The sequence below is a fragment of the Mycolicibacterium monacense genome, from assembly GCF_010731575.1.
In the GTDB taxonomy this organism is placed as follows: Bacteria; Actinomycetota; Actinomycetes; order Mycobacteriales; family Mycobacteriaceae; genus Mycobacterium; species Mycobacterium monacense.
In genome coordinates, this window is sequence record NZ_AP022617.1 from 1,108,055 (window position 1) to 1,124,298 (window position 16,244).

A 16,244-nucleotide genomic window follows, 5' to 3' on the forward strand; every position below is an offset into this window, starting at 1 on the left:
TTCATCCACAACCACGCCATCCCGGCCGCCGGATGCGGCTGATCCGACGGACGGCGTCCCTACCGTCGGGCGCATGCGGACCGAAGAGCCGGCCGAGCGGCTGCACCGCCGACTCGGCGCCGAAGAGGAACCCGACCACGACGGAGCACGGCCCGATACCGCCCTGTCCCGGTGGCTGCCGGATACGGCCACGCCGACGGGGCCGGGCTGGGTGGCGGCGGTGCGGGCCGACCCGGGCCGCGCCGGTGTCGTCGGGCTCGCCGTCGTGGGCGTCATCGCCGTGCTGGTCACGGTGTTCACGATGTGGCGTGACGACCCGCCCCCGGTGGTCGCGGCGAAACTGCCCGAGGTGGAGATGGTGTCGTCGGCTTCCCCGAAGCCCGCGCCCGACCAGCCGGTGGTCGTCAGCGTGGTCGGGCTGGTCCACAAGCCGGGGCTGGTGACCCTCGAGCCGGGCGCCCGGATCGCCGACGCGCTCGAGGCCGCCGGGGGAGCGGTCGACGGCGCGGACCTCATCGGGCTGAACATGGCACGCCGGCTCACCGACGGCGAGCAGATCATCGTCGGGATCGCCGCCGGCCCGGGACAACCGGCCACCATGGGCAGCTCCACCACGGCGGCGGGCGACGGTGGCGCTGCGGCACCGTCCGGTTCTGCGCCGGCCGAACGGACCGGTGCGCCCGGTGAGCCGGTGAACCTCAACACCGCCACCGTCGAGCAGTTGGACACGTTGCCGGGCGTCGGTCCGGTCACCGCGGCGGCGATCGTCGCCTGGCGAGATGCCCACGGCGCGTTCAGCAGTGTCGATCAGCTCGGTGACGTGGACGGCATCGGACCGGCGCGGCTGGCCAAACTGCGCGATCTGGTCCATGTGTGAGCGACGAGGCGGCGCCGCTGGACCTGCGACTGGTGCCGGCGGCGTCGACCGGCTGGGCGGTGACCGCGGCCGGAATCCACTGGCACACCGCGGCCGCGGTACTCGTACTGCTCGGCGGGATCGCCGCGACCGCTGCGGCGGCGGTGTGGGGTGGTGCCGAGGTGACGGCAGGCGCGGCGATACGGTCGGCGGCCGCCGGGCTCGCGGGCGTCGCCGTGGTGGGTGCGGCGTTCACCGTCGCGGTGACCGTCCGCGTCGACCAGGTGCGCCACCATCCGGTCACGGCGCTCTACGGGGCCACTGCGCCGGTGACCGTCACACCGGGCGACAGCCCGCGACCGCTCGGCGGCGGGCGGCTGATGTTCCGGGCTGTCCTGCACGCGGTGGACGGCAGGCCCATGTCGGGCCGGGTGGTGGTGTTCGCGTCGGCGAAGGGGTTCTCGGAGGTGAGCGCGGGCCGCCCGGCGGCGTTTCGCGCCGGCATCGGCAGGCCCACGCGGCGGGACCTCACCGTCGCCGTTCTGTCGGCCACGGGGGAGGCGGCCGTGGGGACGGCGCCGCCGGTGCATCGCATGGCGCAGTCGGTCCGGAGCGGGTTGGCCGACGCCGCGCGCGGGGCGCTGCCGGTCGATCAGGCGGCGATGCTGCCCGCTCTCGTACTCGGTGACACCGCGGCCGTTCCACCGGACACGACGGCGGACTTCCGCACCGCGGGTCTGACCCATCTGACGGCGGTGTCGGGCGCCAACGTGACGATCGTGTGCGGGGCGGTGCTGCTCAGCGCGGCGGTGCTCGGACCGCGCGCGGCGGTCACGCTGGCCGCGCTGGCGCTGATCACCTTCGTCGTGGTCGTGCAGCCGTCGGCGAGCGTGCTGCGGGCCGCGGTGATGGGGGCGATCACCCTGCTCGCGCTGGTCACACACCGCCGCAGGCAGGCGATCCCGGCGCTGGCGGCCAGCGTGCTGCTCCTCCTGATCGTCGCGCCGGAGCTGGCCGTGGACGCCGGGTTCGCGCTGTCGGTGGCGGCGACAGCCGGTCTGGTGGTGATCGCGCCGGTGTGGTCGCGGCGGCTGACCGGGCGGGGGTGGCCCAAACCGGTCGCCGACGCCGTCGGCGTGGCGATGGCGGCGCAGTTGGTGACCGCACCGCTGGTGGCGGGGATCTCGGGCCGCGTCAGCCTGGTGTCGGTGCTGGCGAATATCGTTGTCGCGCCGGTCATTCCACCGATCACGGTGATCGGCACCGCTGCGGCGGCGCTGTGTTGGCTGTGGCCGGCGGGCGCCGGACTGCTGATCCGGTTCACCGGACCGCCGCTGTGGTGGCTGCTGCGGGTGGCCGACTGGGCGGCGGCGGTGCCAGGCGCGTCGGTGCCGGTGCCGTCCGGCTGGGCCGGTGTCGGGCTGGTCGCGGCGGGTGGGATCGCGCTCGTCGTGCTGTGGCGGTGGCGGTGGGTGCGGCTGGCCGCCGGTGCGGCGGTGCTGGGTCTGGTGGCGTGGTCGGCGTCCGGCCACGCCGCGCTCGGCGGTGTCGGCGGCGCGTGACACGATCGTCGGGTGAGCCAACAGGTCGCAGCCCTACATCTGGTCTTGGGGGACGAGGAACTGCTCGTCGAACGCGCGGTGGCGGCGGTGATGAAGAGTGCGCGCAAGCTCGCCGGCACCGACGACGTCCCGGTCGACCGGTTACGCGCCGGAGAGGTGAGCACCAGCGAACTCGCCGAACTGCTCAGCCCGTCGCTGTTCTCCGACGAGCGGGTGGTGGTGCTCGAATCGGCCGCCGAGGCCGGTAAGGACGCGGTCGCGCTGATCGCAGGAGCGGCGGCCGATCTGCCGCCGGGCACCATGCTCGTCGTCGTGCACTCCGGCGGCGGCCGGGCCAAGGCGCTGGCCGATCAGCTCAAGAAGCTCGGCGCCGAGGTGCATCCGTGCGCCAAGATCGCCAAGGCCGCCGACCGGGCGGATTTCGTGCGCAGGGAGTTCCGCAGCCACAAGGTCAAGGTCACCGACGACACCGTCACCGCGGTGCTCGACGCGGTCGGTTCCGACATCCGCGAGCTGGCCGCGGCGTGCTCGCAGCTGGTGGCCGACACCGCGGGTGAGGTCACCGCGGTCGCCGTGCGTCGGTACCACTCCGGCAAGGCGGAGGTGAAGGGGTTCGACATCGCCGACAAGGCCGTGACCGGCGACGTCGCCGGGGCCGCCGAGGCGCTGCGATGGGCGATGCTCAGCGGCGAACCGCAGGTGGTGCTGGCCGATGCGCTGGCCGAGGCGGTGCACACCATCGCCCGTGTCGCGCCACTGTCGGGCGATCCCTACCGGCTGGCGGGTGAACTGGGCATGCCGCCGTGGCGGGTGCAGAAGGCGCAGAAGCAGGCGCGGCGCTGGTCGCGGGCGTCGGTGGCGGAGGCCATGCGGCTGGTCGCGGCACTCAACGCAGACGTCAAGGGCGCAGCGGCAGATGCCGACTACGCCCTTGAATCAGCGGTGCGCAGAGTCGCCGAACTCGTGGCCGACTAGCGAGCGCGGGGAACGCTCAGAGCTTGTTCAGCGCGACCGAGAGCGCCGACTTCTTGTTGGCGGCCTGGTTCTTGTGGATGACGCCCTTGCTGGCGGCCTTGTCCAGCTTGCGGCTGGTCGCGACGAGCAGTTCGGCGGCCTTGTCCTTGTCGCCGGCGTCGAGGGCCTCGCGGAACCCGCGCACCGCGGTGCGCAGCGAGGACTTCACCGACTGGTTGCGCAGACGGCGACGCTCGTTGGTACGGATGCGCTTTTCCTGCGACTTGATGTTGGCCACGTAGAGCAGTCCTTCTGAATATCGGATGGATGATGCAAAGTCTTCGGCCCCGCCGAGGCGGCGGGCAGCGATTGTTCAGGCTACCAGCGAGGCACTCAATCGACCAAAGTGAGCCCCGCTAACCTGCCTGAACGCCCGGTGTGGGGCAAAGTGTCATGGGTGAGCCTGCGCACCCTGCCGACCGAATCCAGCCGATCCTCCCGTACCAACGGTGCGCGGACCAAAAGGCACGAAGGAATCTTCGACGGCTACAACAGCGTCGGCGGCTACGACAAGGCCTTCGACGAGATGTTCGACCCCCAGGGCAACGTGCGCGGGCCCTACAAGGGCATCTTCGCCGAACTCGAGCCGGCGGACGCCTCCGACCTCCAGGCGCGCGCCGATGCGCTGGACCGGGCGTTCATCAACCAGGGCATCACGTTCTCGCTGTCCGGCCAGGAGCGGCCGCTGCCGCTGGACCTCGTGCCGCGGGTGATCTCCGCCGCCGAGTGGACGCGGTTGGAGCGCGGCATCACGCAGCGGGTGCGGGCACTCGAGGCCTATCTCGACGACATCTACGGCGAACAGCACATCCTGCGCGACGGCGTCATCCCGCGTCGGCTGGTCACGTCCTGTGAGCACTTCCACCGCGAGGCGGTGGGCATCAGCCCGCCCAACGGTGTGCGCATCCACGTCGCGGGCATCGACCTGATCCGTGACGAACACGGCAGCTTCCGGGTCCTCGAGGACAACCTGCGGTCCCCGTCCGGGGTGTCCTATGTGATGGAGAACCGCCGCACCATGGCGCGGGTGTTCCCCAACCTGTTCGCCACCCACCGGGTGCGCGCGGTCGACGACTACGCCTCGCACCTGTTGCGGGCCCTGCGCAACGCGGCCGCCTCCAACGAGGCCGACCCGACGGTCGTCGTGCTGACACCGGGGGTCTACAACTCGGCGTACTTCGAGCACTCACTGCTCGCCCGGCAGATGGGCGTGGAGCTGGTCGAGGGGCGCGACCTGTTCTGCCGCGACAACACGGTCTACATGCGCACCACCGCCGGTGAGCGCCAGGTCGACGTCATCTACCGCCGCATCGACGACGCGTTCCTCGACCCGATGCAGTTCCGCCCCGATTCGGTGCTCGGGGTGGCCGGGCTGCTCAACGCCGCCCGGGCCGGCAACGTCGTCATCTCCAGCGCCGTCGGCAACGGCGTCGGCGACGACAAGCTCGTGTACACCTACGTGCCGACGATCATCGAGTACTACCTGGGCGAGAAGCCGCTCCTGGCGAACGTCGACACCTACCGCTGCTGGCTCGACGAGGAACGCGAAGAGGTGCTCGACCGGGTCACCGAACTGGTGATCAAACCCGTCGAGGGCTCCGGCGGGTACGGCATCGTGTTCGGTCCGGATGCATCGGACAAGGAGCTCAACACCATCTGCAAGAAGATCCGCAACGACCCCCGCGGGTGGATCGCCCAGCCGGTGATGCAGCTGTCGACCGTACCGACCCAGATCGGCGGCAAGCTGGCGCCCCGACACGTCGACCTGCGCCCGTTCGCGGTCAACGACGGTGACGATGTGTGGGTGCTGCCCGGCGGACTCACCCGCGTCGCACTGCCGGAGGGGTCGCTGGTGGTCAACTCCAGCCAGGGCGGCGGGTCGAAGGACACCTGGGTGCTGGCCTCGCGTGCGTCGGCCGCCGACCGGGAGCTGGCCGCCGCGGAGGTGGTGCGCTCGCTGCCCAAGTCGGCGAAGGCCAACAAGGTGGACAAGAATGCGGATGCCCAGTCCGCAGAACAGCTGCAGCAGCAGCAACAGCAGCAGCAGTAGGGGGTTGTCGGAACATGTTGGCACGCAACGCCGAATCGCTGTACTGGATCGGACGCTACGTCGAACGCGCTGACGACACCGCCCGCATCCTCGACGTCACGGTGCACCAACTGCTCGAGGACTCCAGCGTCGACCCGGACCGAGTGGCCCGGACGCTGCTGCGGGTGCTCGGCATGGAGGCGCCCGACCATCCGCTCGACGTGTGGTCGCTGACCGACATCGTCGCGTTCAACCGCGACAGCGCCGACGGTACGTCGATCGTCGACTCGATCTCGGCGGCGCGCGAAAACGCCCGTGGCGCACGTGAGGTCACCTCGACGGAGATCTGGGAGTGCCTCAACACCACCTACAACGCCCTGGCCGAACGGGAGCGCGCCGCCAAACGCTTCGGCCCGCACGAGTTCCTGTCCTACGTCGAGGGGCGCGCCGCGATGTTCGCCGGGCTGGCCGATTCCACGCTCAGCCGCGACGACGGTTACCGGTTCATGGTGCTCGGCCGGGCGATCGAACGCGTCGACATGATGGTCCGGTTGTTGCTCTCGCGCGTCGGCGACAGCGGATCGTCGCCAGCGTGGGTCACGCTGCTGCGTTCGGCCGGTGCGCATGACACCTACCTGCGCACCTACCGGGGCGTGCTGGACGCCGGCCGCGTCGTCGAGTTCATGATGCTCGACCGGCTGTTCCCGCGGTCGATCTTCTATTCGCTGCGCCTAGCCGAGCACAACCTCGACGAACTGCTCAACAGACCGCACAACCGGTTGGGCGCCACGGCCGAAGCGCAGCGTCTGCTGGGCCGCGCGCGCAGCGAGTTGGAATTCATGCATCCCGGTGTCCTCCTCGAATCGCTCGAGCAACGGCTGGCCGGGTTGCAGAAGACGTGCAGCGACGTCGGAGAAGCGTTGGCGCTGCAGTACTTCCACGTCGCGCCGTGGGTGGCTTGGACCGATGCCGGTCGCAATGCGATGGTCATCGAAGAAGGGGAGGTCTAGCTATGTGGCGGATGCGGGTGGTACATGCGACGGGCTATGCCTACAAGTCGCCGGTCACCGCGTCGTTCAACGAGGCCCGTTTGACGCCGCGTTCGGACGCCCGGCAGAACGTCATCCTCAACCGGGTCGAGACCGCGCCGGCCACCCGCCAGTACCGCTACGTCGACTACTGGGGCACCGCGGTGACGGCGTTCGACCTGCACGCACCGCACACCGAACTCGAGGTGACGTCCTCCTCCGTGGTCGAGACCGACGTCGACGACCGTCCCGCGGAAACCGTGACATGGGACGATCTGCGGTCCGAGGCGGTCATCGACCGGTTCGACGAGGTGCTCACCGCATCGCACTACACCCCGGACAGCAGGCGCATCGCCCGGGTCGGCCAGCGCATCGCGAAGTACCACGACCCGTACGAGGCGGTCATCGCCGCCGCGAACTGGGTGCACACCGAACTCGACTACGTGCCGGGGACCACCGGCGTGCACTCGTCGGGTCTCGACGCGCTGCGCGAGGGTAAGGGAGTGTGTCAGGACTTCGCGCATCTGTCGCTGGTCCTGTTGCGCAGCATGGGAATTCCGGCACGATACGTATCCGGCTACCTGCACCCGCGCAAGGATGCGGCGATCGGCGACACCGTCGACGGCCAGAGCCACGCGTGGGTGCAGGCCTGGACCGGGGGCTGGTGGCACTACGACCCCACCAACGACAGCGACATCAACGAGCAGTACATCAGCGTGGGCGTCGGACGCGACTACGCGGACGTGTCACCGCTCAAGGGCATCTACTCGGGGGAGGGGTCCACCGACCTCGACGTCGTCGTGGAGATCACCCGGCTGGCTTGACGCACACGCCCGGATGCACCTCGACGCGGTGCAGGTCGTCGCCCAGCTCGATCTGGCGGGGGAACGCGGTGGCCGCCCTCGCCCGCCAGTCGGCCTCCTGCCCCGGGGCGATCGGCGGCAGGTAGTGCGTGAGCACCAGGATCCCGACGCCGGCCCGCTCCGCGGTCTCGGCGGCCTCTTCGACCGACGAGTGGTACTCGCAGACCTCGCGCACCCGCTGCTGGGGCGCCAGTTCGACCAGATCCTTGCGAATGGCGGTGTGCACCAGGGCGCCTGCGCCCGCCGCGAGCGCGTCGAGCGTCGCGCACGGCACGGTGTCGCCGGCGAGCACCACCGAGGCGTCGGCGTGTTCGACGCGGAACCCGATGGTCGGGGCGACCGGGCGGTGGTCGGTGGGCGCGACGCGGACGGTGACGCCGTCGTGGTCCCACGCCACACCCTCGGTGACCTCGTGCACCTCGACCGGTGGGGGTGCGGTCAGGTCGGGGTGGTGGGCGATGCGGTAGCCGATGTCGCGGCCGAACGCCGCGAGCATCGCCGTCACGGTCTCGGCGGTACCGGGCGGGCCGATGATCTGCAGCGGCACCTGGTCGGTGAAGGTGGTCACCCAGCGGGTGATCAGCAGGTCGCCGAGGTCGGCGATGTGGTCACTGTGCAGATGGGTCAGCAGTAGCGCCGACAACCCGTTCGCGGCGATCCCGGCGGCGGCCATGCGGAGCTGGACGCCGCGACCGCAGTCGACGAGGAAGGCGTGACCGCCCGCGCGCACCAGCGTCGACGGGCCGGCCCGCCGCGCGTCGGGGACGGGACTTCCGGTTCCGAGCAGGGTCACTTCGATCATGGCCTCATAGGTACCTTGCGCCGCGGCGGGCGTCAGGCGATTGGCTATTCCGCTTCCGGGGAAGACGGCCTAGCCTGGTGTGAGCCGTATCACAGAAGGCGGAGGCGGCGATGCGAATAGCGGACGTGCTGCGCAGCAAGGGCTCAGCGGTGGCGACCATCACCGAGACCACCACGGTGACCGGGCTTCTGGCCGAACTCGCCACCCACAACATCGGCGCGATGGTCGTCGTCGGCCAGGACGGCGTCGTCGGCATGGTCTCCGAACGCGATGTGGTGCGCCGGCTGCACGAACGCGGCGCGGAGCTGCTGCGGTGCCCGGTCTCGGAGATCATGACGAGCGTGCTGGTGACGTGTACACCGGCCGATCCCGTCGACGATCTGTCGGCGTTGATGACCAACAACCGCGTCCGCCACGTGCCGGTGCTCGACAACGGCCGGCTGGCCGGGATCGTGAGCATCGGCGACGTGGTGAAGAACCGGATGGAGCAGTTGCAGACCGAACAGGAGCAGCTGCAGGCCTACATCACCCGGGGATGAGTTCCTCGGCCGGGTCGGGCACCGTGTCGAGCAGGGTGTTGTCGCCGAAGGCTCCGCGGTAGGCCGCCGCCGGGTGGCTGTCGGGCAGCCGGTCGCCGCGCCCCAGCAGCTTGTGCCGCAGTGTCCCTGACTTGTCGGTGGCGATCAGGCCCCGCTCGCGCAGCGTCGGGAACAGCCGGTCGGCGACTTCGGTGAACGTGCCCGGCACGGTGGCGTGATAGACGTTGATGCCGTCGACGCCGGCCTCCCGCCACTCCTCCAAGCGATCCGCAATTTCCTCGGCGGTGCCGACGACGCGGTTGGCGCCCTCGAGCACCCAGGCCAGATCGCGGATGGTCGGCTCGCTGTGGCCGGACGATTCGGCGGCCCACCGGGCGAACCCCTGCACGCCGGTGAACTCGCCGAGCTCACTCAACGGCGTGTCCAGTGGGAACCGGCCTGCGTCGACCCCGGCGTCGCCGAGCGCATGCAGCGCAACGCCTTCGAGGTCGAGGTATCGCTTGATCTCGTCGCTGCGGCGGACCGCCTCGCGGTGGGTGTCACCGATGACGAACGACAGCCCCTGGGCGAAGGTGATGGCGCCGGGGTCGCGGCCGTTGGCGGCGGCCAGCGCCCGGGTTTCCGATGTCAGGGCATGCGCCGCAGCGGGATTCGGGCTGCTGATGTAGACGCCTTCGGCGTTGCGGGCGGAGAACAGCTGTCCGGCCGGGGAGGCGCCGGCCTGGAACAGCACCGGTGTGCGCTGCGGTGACGGGGACGTGAAGTGCGGGCCCTCGACCCGGTAGCGCGGTCCGACGTGGTTGATGCGGTGGATCTTGGCCGGATCGGAGTGCACACCGCGGACCTTGTCCTGGACCAGCGCATCCTCGTCCCACGATCCCTCCCACAGCTTGTAGACCACGTCGAGGTACTCATAGGCCCATTCGTAGCGTTCGTCGTGGGCCAGCGTGCCGTCGTGGCCGAAGCTGCGGAACATGTTCTGGTTGAAGCTGGTGACGATGTTCCATCCGAGCCGGCCGTCGGTGTAGTGGTCGAGCGAGGACATCCGCCGCGCGAAGTTGAACGGATGGTCCTGCACGATGGAGCTGGTGAACACGATGCCGAGCGTGTCCGTCACCGTGGCCAGCGCCGAGGCCAGCACCGACGGATCGTTGACCGGCACCTGGATCCCGCCCTCGACGGCCTTGCGCCAGTTGCCGTTCCACGGTGCCCGCAGGCCGAACACGTCGGCGAAGAACAGCAGGTCGTAGCCGGCCTTCTCGACGGTGGCGGCCAGCGACGTCCAGTGCCGCAGCGAGTTGAACTCGTGGTTGTGTGCCTCCGGCGCGCGCCACAGCCCGTGCAGCACATGGGATGCGGTGTTCATCACGAACGCGGAGAAGTACAGCGGCTTGCTCACGAGATCGGCCCCAGCGTGTCGCGGATCAGCTTGTTGTCGGTGGTCTCCAGGAACTCGGCGATCTTGGGATCCTGGAACGTGGCGATCAGCTTCTGCACGTTGGGGTCGTCGAGGTGTCTGTCGCTGACCACCAGACCGCCTTCGCTGCCCTTCGGGGCCGGGTGACGGGCCAGGATCTGGTCCTCGGTCAGGCCGGCCGCGTACACGTCGGAGATGTGCACGACGACGGCGTCGACGTCGGCGAGGCTGCGGGCGAGCTGGCCGATCGGCACCTGGATGAACCGGTAGTTCTTGGGATTCGACTCGATGTCACCGAGCTGCGGCAATCCGGCGACGGTGTCCTTGCCCGGCTTGAGGGTGATCTGGCCGGCCTCGGCGAGGTCGAGCAGTGCGATGGCCTGGCCCGCCGGATCGTCGCGCAGCGCGATCCTCGCACCGTCGGGCAGCTGGTTCCAGCTCCGGTACTTGTCGGAGTATGTCGCTTGGTCCCAGGTGAACGTCGGTGCGGCCAGGGTGAGTTCGAATCCGTTGGCGGCGATGGCGTCGTTGAGGAACGGCTGGTGTTCGAAGAAGTTGCCCGCGACGTTGCCGGCGTCGACGGCGCGGTTGATCTCGATGAGGTTGTCGATCTGCACCGGTTCGATCGTGATGCCGTGGGACGGGGCGATGTTCTCGGCGATGTAGCCCAGCAGGTTCTCGGCGGCGATGTCGGTGCTCCACGTCGCGACCTTGAGGTTGGGGCCGAACGGCTTGTCCTGGTTCGACACGTTGGCGTACACGATGCCGCCGGTGACGGCGAGCACCGCGACGACGGCGCCGGCGATCCACGGCCACCGTTTGCGCTTCTTGATCTCGAGGTCGAGGCCGGGTCCGGCCGGCGAACTGGTCTGACTGGTCATGGTGGTTCCTTTCAGCGGGTGAGGGCCTTGACGACACGGTCGCCGGTGAATTGCACGATCTGGACCGTGATGATCAGCGACACAGCGGTGGCGATCATGATGTTGTCGTCGAATCGGTTGTAGCCGTAGGTGATTGCCAGGTTGCCCACGCCGCCCGCACCGATCGACCCAGCGATCGCCGAATACTCGATCATCGCGATGGTGTTGACGGTCAGCGCCCCGGCGAGACCGGGCAGCGCCTCCGAGAGCTGCACCGTCCGGATGACCTGCAGTGTCGATCCGCCGGAGACCAGTCCCATGTCGGCGACGTCGGTGCGGACCTCGCGCAGCGCGTTCTGCACGAGCCGGGCGAAGAACGGCACGCCGGCGACCGTCATCGGCACGATCGCGGCCTGGATGCCGATCGTGGTGCCGACGATGAACCGGGTGACCGGGATGATCGCGGCCATCAGGATCAGGAACGGCAGGGACCGCCCGATGTTGACGATGGTGTTGAGCACCGCGAACACCCGCGGGTTCGGATAGAGCCCGAATTCGGAGGTGTTGTGCAGGGTGATGCCGACCGGGATGCCGATCGTCACCACCAGCGCCATCGTGATGCCGACCATGAGCCACGTCTCGCCGTAGGCGGGCAGCAGCAGGTCGGGGACGTTGGCCCAGGGGGTGTTGAAGTCCTCGGCGGCAAGGAGATTCATGCCGCCGTCTTCCGTGCGGTGGCCGCTGTGGACGTCACGTGCAGACCGCGGGCGCTGAGATGGTCGGCGAATCCGGGCGGTGCGGCCGGGGAGATGGCGAGGACCGCGCGGCCCACCGCCACACCGCGGATCGCCTCGACGCTGGCGCTGAGCACGTCGACCTGGACGCCGGAGATTCCGGGCACCGACTGGATCGACGTCAGCCAGTCCAGGGGAACGTGGCGGGAGGCATGGGACACCTCCCAGACCTCGGCGTCGCCGCGCACCGGCACGCTGGGCCGCTCGGGCAGCAGCTCACGCGCCAGTGCCGAGGTCGGGTCCAGGATCACGTCGGTGACCGAACCGCTCTCGACGATGCGCCCGTCGTCGATGCGCGCGACCGAGTCGGCGATCTCGCGCACCACCTCCATCTCGTGGGTGATCAGGATGATCGACAGGCCGAAGTCCTCGCGCAGATGGCTGAGCAGCGCCAGGATGGACTTCGTGGTGGCGGGGTCGAGTCCGGAGGTCGCCTCGTCGGAGAGCAGGACCGACGGCCCCAGAGCCAGTGCTCGGGCGATGCCCACCCGCTGCCGCTGGCCGCCCGACAGTTGTGCGGGATGGTACCCGCTGCGGTCGCGCAGCCCGACGCGGTCGAGGAGCTCGGTGACACGCCGGGATACGGAATCGTCGGTGGCACGCAGGTATTCGAGCGGTAACGCGACGTTCTGGGCCACCGTGCGCCGGCGCAGCAGCGGTGCGGTCTGGAAGATGACGCCGATCTTGCGCCTGGCGGCGATCAGCGCGTCGCCCTCGAGCCGGGTGAAATCCGCATCGTCGACGCGGACCGAACCGCTGGTCGGCCGCTCGAGGAAGCTCACGCACCGCGACAGGGTGCTCTTACCGGCGCCGCTGGGTCCGACGACGGCGAGGATCTCACCGGCGCCGACCGACAGCGAGATGTCGTCGAGCACGGTGCGGTCGCCGAACCGTTTGGTCAGGTTGTCGATCTCGATCATGTGGGCTCGCTGAGGTGGTGAGGGCAGCCGACGCTGCGTGGACAACAGCAGCGAAACCTACGCAGGGCGGTGCACCCCGAACACCGTCTGGATCGCGGTGATCCGAATGCCGTTGCATTCACGGTGGTTTGAACCGTCGACACCGCCGGCCGCGACGACCAGGGTGCTTCCGGTGAGTGGATATCCCAGGTTCGGGGTGTGGGCCAACGTGCACGGCACGATGGCCGCGCTGAGCCACCCTGACGATCCGGTGAACGCGTCGTGGTCCCGGGTGCGCTGGTGGGTCCCGGATCTGGAGCGCTCCGGGATCGGCATGCTCGAACACGGCGACCGTTACGTCTACGGCGCCGAATGGCTGCGCATCGTGCGGCGGCTGCTGGCGGGGGAGCGGACCACATTCCACGGCAAGTACTTTCACGTCGACGACTTCCACCTGCACCCCACCGGCACACACCGCACCCGGCCGCGCATCTATCTCGGCGGCGAGTCGGGGCCGGCACGGGACCTCGCGGCGGCCGAGGCCGACGTGCTCTTCCTCAACGGTCAGGCGCCCGAGGAGGCGGTCACGCTCCTCACCGACGTGCGGCGCAGGCCCAGGCACGGGCTGGACCCGATCCGGTTCGGGTTGGCGGCGTTCGTCGTGACCGCGCCGACACAGCGCGAAGCGGCCGAATTGCTGGACTACCACTGGGAACTCAACGCCCGCGACCGTGCCGGTGACGGTGACACCATCGACCGGTTCAGCCGCGACACCGACCCGGCCTCGGTCATGTGGCAGCGGTTGCGCGAACGTCCGCACATCGGCCCCAACGGCGGTACCGCGGCGGGGCTGGTCGGTGACTACGACACCGTCGCGCAGCGGATCGTGGAGTGGCACCGACTCGGGATCGAGACGTTCATGCTCGCGTTCCAGCCGTTCGAGGCTGAGATGCAGCGGTTCGCCGCGGAGATCCTGCCGCGGGTGCAGGTGCTGTCGCAGCGGGCGGAGGTGGCGGTGTGAACGGATCGCTGCGGTTCCACTGGTATCTGCCCACCCACGGTGACACCACCACGATCGCCGACAACCGGGGCAGTGCGACGGCGCGGGCCGGGTCGCACCTCGAGCCGACCCTGCACAACCTCACCGCGCTGGGACGCGCGGCCGAGGACTTCGGCTTCGAGGCGGTGCTGACACCGACCGGGTCGCACTGCGAGGACTCCTGGATCGCCACCGCCGCGCTGGCCCAGCACACGCGGCGGCTGAAGTACCTGGTGGCGTTCCGGCCCGGTGTGCTGTCACCCACGTTGGCCGCGCAACAGGTCAGCACCTACCAGCGGTTCACCGGTGGCCGATTGGCGCTCAACGTGGTGACCGGTGGCGACGACGACGAGATGCGCCGCTACGGCGACGGGATCGACAAGTCGGCGCGGTACCGGCGCACCGGGGAGTTCCTGCGGATCGTGCGGGGGATCTGGTCGGAGCCCGATTTCTCCTTTCACGGCGAGTTCTACGCCGTCGACCACGCCAGGACGGCGTATCCGCTCACCGAGGTGCCGACCGTCTACTTCGGCGGTTCGTCGCCGGAAGCCATCGAGGTCGCCGCCGAATACGCCGACGTGTACCTCACCTGGGGGGAACCGCCGGATCAGGTCGCCGAGAAGATCGACCGGGTGCGGGCCGCGGCCGCCCGGCACGGGCGCACGCTGCGGTACGGCGTGCGGTTGCACACCGTCGCGCGGCCCACCTCCGCACAGGCGTGGCAGCGGGCAGAAGACCTCATCGCGGGGCTGTCGGCCGACGAGGTCCGCCGGGCACACGAGCGCTACCTGGTCAGCGGATCCGAGGGGCAGCGGCGGATGGCGGCGCTGACCACCGGTGAACTCGTCGACGCGCGCAGCCTCGAGGTGTACCCGGGGCTGTGGGCCGGGCCGAGTCTGCTGCGCGACGGGGCGGGCACCGCGGCGACCGGCAGTTACGCCGAGGTGGCCGCGGTGTTCGGGGAGTACGCACGGCTCGGGATCAGCGAATTCGTGTTGTCGGGCTACCCGCAGGCCGAGGAGATCCGCCACGTCGGCGAGGGCGTGCTTCCGCTCCTGGCCGGCACTCCCGCCGAGGCGGTCCCCGCCGGCTGAGGATGTGCGATCGTGGGCGGATGGCTGCCGTAGACGTCCGTCCCGGGCGTAGGTCGGATGTCCGGGAGTTGGCCGATGTGCTCGGGCGGGCGTTCCACGACGACCCGGTGATGAAGTGGATCCTGCCCGACGACGCGGACCGCGGGCGCGGTCTCACGCGCATGTTCGCCACCATGACCCGCCACCACTTCCTGCGCGGCGGCGGGGTGGAGGTGGCCGCGGCGGACGACGGCCTCGGCGCGGCGGCGCTGTGGGATCCGCCGGGCCGGTGGAAGCAGACACGGCTCGAGGAGTTCCTGATGATGCCGGCGTTCGTCCGCGCCTTCGGCAAGCGGGTGGCCATCGGCCAGCAGGTGGCCGACCTGATGAAGGAACACCACCCCGAGGAGCCGCACTGGTACCTGGCGATCATCGGCAGCGATCCGACCGTACGCGGGGCGGGTTTCGGACAGGCGCTGATGCGCTCGCGGCTCGACCGCTGCGACGCCGAGTACGCGCCGGCCTATCTCGAGTCCAGCAACCCGGACAACATCGCGTACTACGAGCGGTTCGGATTCGAGGTCACCGGGGAGTTGAGGGTGCCGGATGGGGGCCCCTCGCTGTGGCCGATGTGGCGACAGCCACGGTGAGACTGCGGTGAGATCACGGATTCGCGGTGAAGCGTGATCTGGCAGCAGTCTCGGCGCACGGGCGGGGCGCCGTCACGGTAGGTGCATGAGCTGTCCGGCCAGGCCGAACAGCCGACTTCCCAGTCGGAGCACCGGAATGCCCAAGGGCAGCAACAGGACTGTCACGCACAGGATCAGGCCGACGAGCCACACCAGCACAGCGACGACGCCGAGCACCACACCGAGCACGGCCGAGACGATTCCCAGCACCACGTTGAGCAACCCGTTCAACACTCGCATGTCGGCCTCCCATCACTTCGAAACCATTCGCGACAAGCGTTTGCGCTGTCCGCGCACCGCCTTACGTGCGTCACGGCTCGTCTTGTCGGTGGTCTTCGCCAGTTCCTTGACCGGATGCGCCAGCGGGCGCGGCAACATCAGCTGCGCCGCGCGCGTCACCAGACGTCGGGCGAGAGCGAGGAGAGGGACACCGAGCGGGAGCAGGATCGCGGTGAGGCACAGGGCTACGCCGACGAGGCCGACGACGCCGCCGAGGATCCACAGCAGTGCTCCGAGAAGACCCCGCAGTACTCGCATCGCGACGCTCCTTCCCTGACCCGCCTGCGCCGGTCGGCGGCAGGCGAGGGGATTACGGCATCGGACCGGGTCGGCAGTAAGCGCACAGTCCCGGATGCATGGTGGGGTAGCCGCAGGCGAAGCAGATGGCCGGGACGCCTGTCGGCCATTCCGCCGAGGAGGCCGTGGTGAGCTGTGCCGAGTCGAGGCCGACACCCAGTCCGTTCATTGCTCGTCCTTCCTGATGAACGGACTACCCGCGCG

Annotated in this window: 19 protein-coding genes; 10 read left to right on the forward strand and 9 right to left on the reverse strand. The window is 69.7% G+C overall.

Annotated features, from left to right (window positions below):
* Positions 1–73 precede the first annotated feature (73 nt).
* The 3 genes from G6N49_RS05355 to holA are packed head-to-tail and all read left to right on the forward strand — an operon-like array spanning position 74 to position 3,393.
* Positions 74–877 (forward strand): ComEA family DNA-binding protein, encoded by an 804-nt coding sequence (locus tag G6N49_RS05355; protein WP_011560902.1) that lies wholly within the window; start codon positions 74–76, stop codon positions 875–877.
* On the forward strand, positions 874–2,418 hold the full coding sequence (locus G6N49_RS05360) for a ComEC/Rec2 family competence protein (protein WP_011856131.1): 1,545 nt from the start codon (positions 874–876) through the stop codon (positions 2,416–2,418). The genes G6N49_RS05355 and G6N49_RS05360 overlap by 4 nt, the downstream gene beginning before the upstream one ends.
* Before the next feature lie 12 nt (positions 2,419–2,430).
* Positions 2,431–3,393, forward strand: a complete 963-nt coding sequence (gene holA, locus G6N49_RS05365) for a DNA polymerase III subunit delta (protein ID WP_011856130.1) — start codon at positions 2,431–2,433, stop codon at positions 3,391–3,393.
* 16 nt (positions 3,394–3,409) lie between these two features.
* Here holA and rpsT read toward each other — a convergent pair whose 3' ends face one another.
* Entirely contained in the window at positions 3,410–3,670 is a 261-nt protein-coding gene (gene rpsT / locus G6N49_RS05370) for a 30S ribosomal protein S20 (protein ID WP_011560892.1), read from the reverse strand.
* A gap of 150 nt (positions 3,671–3,820) precedes the next feature.
* Between rpsT and G6N49_RS05375 the strand changes: the two genes are divergently transcribed.
* Genes G6N49_RS05375 through G6N49_RS05385 form a run of 3 tightly spaced genes read left to right on the forward strand, consistent with a single transcriptional unit; the run spans position 3,821 to position 7,313 of the window.
* Positions 3,821–5,482, forward strand: coding sequence for a circularly permuted type 2 ATP-grasp protein (locus G6N49_RS05375; protein ID WP_082947898.1), 1,662 nt, complete (start codon positions 3,821–3,823; stop codon positions 5,480–5,482).
* 14 nt (positions 5,483–5,496) lie between these two features.
* Entirely contained in the window at positions 5,497–6,471 is a 975-nt protein-coding gene (locus G6N49_RS05380; RefSeq protein ID WP_011560890.1) for an alpha-E domain-containing protein, read from the forward strand.
* 2 nt (positions 6,472–6,473) lie between these two features.
* Positions 6,474–7,313: a transglutaminase family protein gene (locus G6N49_RS05385; RefSeq protein WP_011560889.1), complete on the forward strand. Its 840-nt coding sequence runs from the start codon at positions 6,474–6,476 to the stop codon at positions 7,311–7,313.
* Here G6N49_RS05385 and G6N49_RS05390 read toward each other — a convergent pair.
* Entirely contained in the window at positions 7,297–8,154 is an 858-nt protein-coding gene (locus tag G6N49_RS05390) for a ribonuclease Z (protein ID WP_011560888.1), read from the reverse strand. The genes G6N49_RS05385 and G6N49_RS05390 overlap by 17 nt on opposite strands.
* Before the next feature lie 110 nt (positions 8,155–8,264).
* On the opposite strand from G6N49_RS05390, the gene G6N49_RS05395 reads away from it, so the two are divergent.
* Positions 8,265–8,693, forward strand: a complete 429-nt coding sequence (locus tag G6N49_RS05395) for a CBS domain-containing protein (RefSeq protein ID WP_011560887.1) — start codon at positions 8,265–8,267, stop codon at positions 8,691–8,693.
* On the opposite strand, the gene G6N49_RS05400 is transcribed toward G6N49_RS05395, so the two are convergent.
* From G6N49_RS05400 to G6N49_RS05415, 4 genes are read right to left on the reverse strand one after another with little or no spacing between them, the layout of a single operon-like run.
* Positions 8,680–10,059, reverse strand: a complete 1,380-nt coding sequence (locus G6N49_RS05400; protein ID WP_085975479.1) for an LLM class flavin-dependent oxidoreductase — start codon at positions 10,057–10,059, stop codon at positions 8,680–8,682. The two genes, G6N49_RS05395 and G6N49_RS05400, sit on opposite strands and share 14 nt — an antisense overlap.
* A gap of 29 nt (positions 10,060–10,088) precedes the next feature.
* Positions 10,089–10,991: a MetQ/NlpA family ABC transporter substrate-binding protein gene (locus G6N49_RS05405; RefSeq protein WP_011856129.1), complete on the reverse strand. Its 903-nt coding sequence runs from the start codon at positions 10,989–10,991 to the stop codon at positions 10,089–10,091.
* Between the two features lie 11 nt (positions 10,992–11,002).
* Complete coding sequence (locus tag G6N49_RS05410) at positions 11,003–11,686, reverse strand: methionine ABC transporter permease (protein WP_011856128.1); 684 nt, start codon at positions 11,684–11,686, stop codon at positions 11,003–11,005.
* On the reverse strand, positions 11,683–12,684 hold the full coding sequence (locus G6N49_RS05415) for a methionine ABC transporter ATP-binding protein (protein ID WP_041925091.1): 1,002 nt from the start codon (positions 12,682–12,684) through the stop codon (positions 11,683–11,685). The genes G6N49_RS05410 and G6N49_RS05415 overlap by 4 nt, the downstream gene beginning before the upstream one ends.
* Before the next feature lie 106 nt (positions 12,685–12,790).
* On the opposite strand from G6N49_RS05415, the gene G6N49_RS05420 reads away from it, so the two are divergent.
* From G6N49_RS05420 to G6N49_RS05430, 3 genes are read left to right on the forward strand one after another with little or no spacing between them, the layout of a single operon-like run.
* Positions 12,791–13,684, forward strand: a complete 894-nt coding sequence (locus G6N49_RS05420) for an LLM class flavin-dependent oxidoreductase (protein WP_011856126.1) — start codon at positions 12,791–12,793, stop codon at positions 13,682–13,684.
* Positions 13,681–14,796, forward strand: a complete 1,116-nt coding sequence (locus G6N49_RS05425) for an LLM class flavin-dependent oxidoreductase (RefSeq protein ID WP_011856125.1) — start codon at positions 13,681–13,683, stop codon at positions 14,794–14,796. The genes G6N49_RS05420 and G6N49_RS05425 overlap by 4 nt, the downstream gene beginning before the upstream one ends.
* Before the next feature lie 20 nt (positions 14,797–14,816).
* Entirely contained in the window at positions 14,817–15,425 is a 609-nt protein-coding gene (locus tag G6N49_RS05430) for a GNAT family N-acetyltransferase (RefSeq protein WP_179967730.1), read from the forward strand.
* Positions 15,426–15,497: 72 nt separating this feature from the next.
* On the opposite strand, the gene G6N49_RS05435 is transcribed toward G6N49_RS05430, so the two are convergent.
* Genes G6N49_RS05435 through G6N49_RS05445 form a run of 3 tightly spaced genes read right to left on the reverse strand, consistent with a single transcriptional unit; the run spans position 15,498 to position 16,209 of the window.
* On the reverse strand, positions 15,498–15,704 hold the full coding sequence (locus G6N49_RS05435; protein ID WP_011560879.1) for a hypothetical protein: 207 nt from the start codon (positions 15,702–15,704) through the stop codon (positions 15,498–15,500).
* A 12-nt stretch (positions 15,705–15,716) separates the two neighbouring features.
* Complete coding sequence (locus G6N49_RS05440; protein ID WP_083045196.1) at positions 15,717–16,001, reverse strand: hypothetical protein; 285 nt, start codon at positions 15,999–16,001, stop codon at positions 15,717–15,719.
* A 52-nt stretch (positions 16,002–16,053) separates the two neighbouring features.
* Positions 16,054–16,209 carry a hypothetical protein gene (locus G6N49_RS05445; RefSeq protein WP_163647401.1) on the reverse strand — a complete coding sequence of 52 codons (156 nt, stop codon included), beginning with the start codon at positions 16,207–16,209 and terminating at the stop codon, positions 16,054–16,056.
* Positions 16,210–16,244 lie beyond the last annotated feature (35 nt).

What these genes read in the sequence shown, in the direction of transcription:
- G6N49_RS05410 (WP_011856128.1), bottom strand. Translation starts at nt 11,686, where the DNA reads ATGAATCTCCTTGCCGCCGAGGACTTCAACACCCCCTGGGCCAACGTC.
- G6N49_RS05415 (WP_041925091.1), bottom strand. Translation starts at nt 12,684, where the DNA reads ATGATCGAGATCGACAACCTGACCAAACGGTTCGGCGACCGCACCGTG.
- G6N49_RS05355 (WP_011560902.1), top strand. Translation starts at nt 74, where the DNA reads ATGCGGACCGAAGAGCCGGCCGAGCGGCTGCACCGCCGACTCGGCGCC.
- G6N49_RS05395 (WP_011560887.1), top strand. Translation starts at nt 8,265, where the DNA reads ATGCGAATAGCGGACGTGCTGCGCAGCAAGGGCTCAGCGGTGGCGACC.
- G6N49_RS05430 (WP_179967730.1), top strand. Translation starts at nt 14,817, where the DNA reads ATGGCTGCCGTAGACGTCCGTCCCGGGCGTAGGTCGGATGTCCGGGAG.
- G6N49_RS05445 (WP_163647401.1), bottom strand. Translation starts at nt 16,209, where the DNA reads ATGAACGGACTGGGTGTCGGCCTCGACTCGGCACAGCTCACCACGGCC.
- G6N49_RS05435 (WP_011560879.1), bottom strand. Translation starts at nt 15,704, where the DNA reads ATGCGAGTGTTGAACGGGTTGCTCAACGTGGTGCTGGGAATCGTCTCG.
- G6N49_RS05420 (WP_011856126.1), top strand. Translation starts at nt 12,791, where the DNA reads ATGCCGTTGCATTCACGGTGGTTTGAACCGTCGACACCGCCGGCCGCG.
- G6N49_RS05440 (WP_083045196.1), bottom strand. Translation starts at nt 16,001, where the DNA reads ATGCGAGTACTGCGGGGTCTTCTCGGAGCACTGCTGTGGATCCTCGGC.
- G6N49_RS05390 (WP_011560888.1), bottom strand. Translation starts at nt 8,154, where the DNA reads ATGATCGAAGTGACCCTGCTCGGAACCGGAAGTCCCGTCCCCGACGCG.
- G6N49_RS05385 (WP_011560889.1), top strand. Translation starts at nt 6,474, where the DNA reads ATGTGGCGGATGCGGGTGGTACATGCGACGGGCTATGCCTACAAGTCG.
- G6N49_RS05405 (WP_011856129.1), bottom strand. Translation starts at nt 10,991, where the DNA reads ATGACCAGTCAGACCAGTTCGCCGGCCGGACCCGGCCTCGACCTCGAG.
- G6N49_RS05400 (WP_085975479.1), bottom strand. Translation starts at nt 10,059, where the DNA reads ATGAACACCGCATCCCATGTGCTGCACGGGCTGTGGCGCGCGCCGGAG.
- G6N49_RS05380 (WP_011560890.1), top strand. Translation starts at nt 5,497, where the DNA reads ATGTTGGCACGCAACGCCGAATCGCTGTACTGGATCGGACGCTACGTC.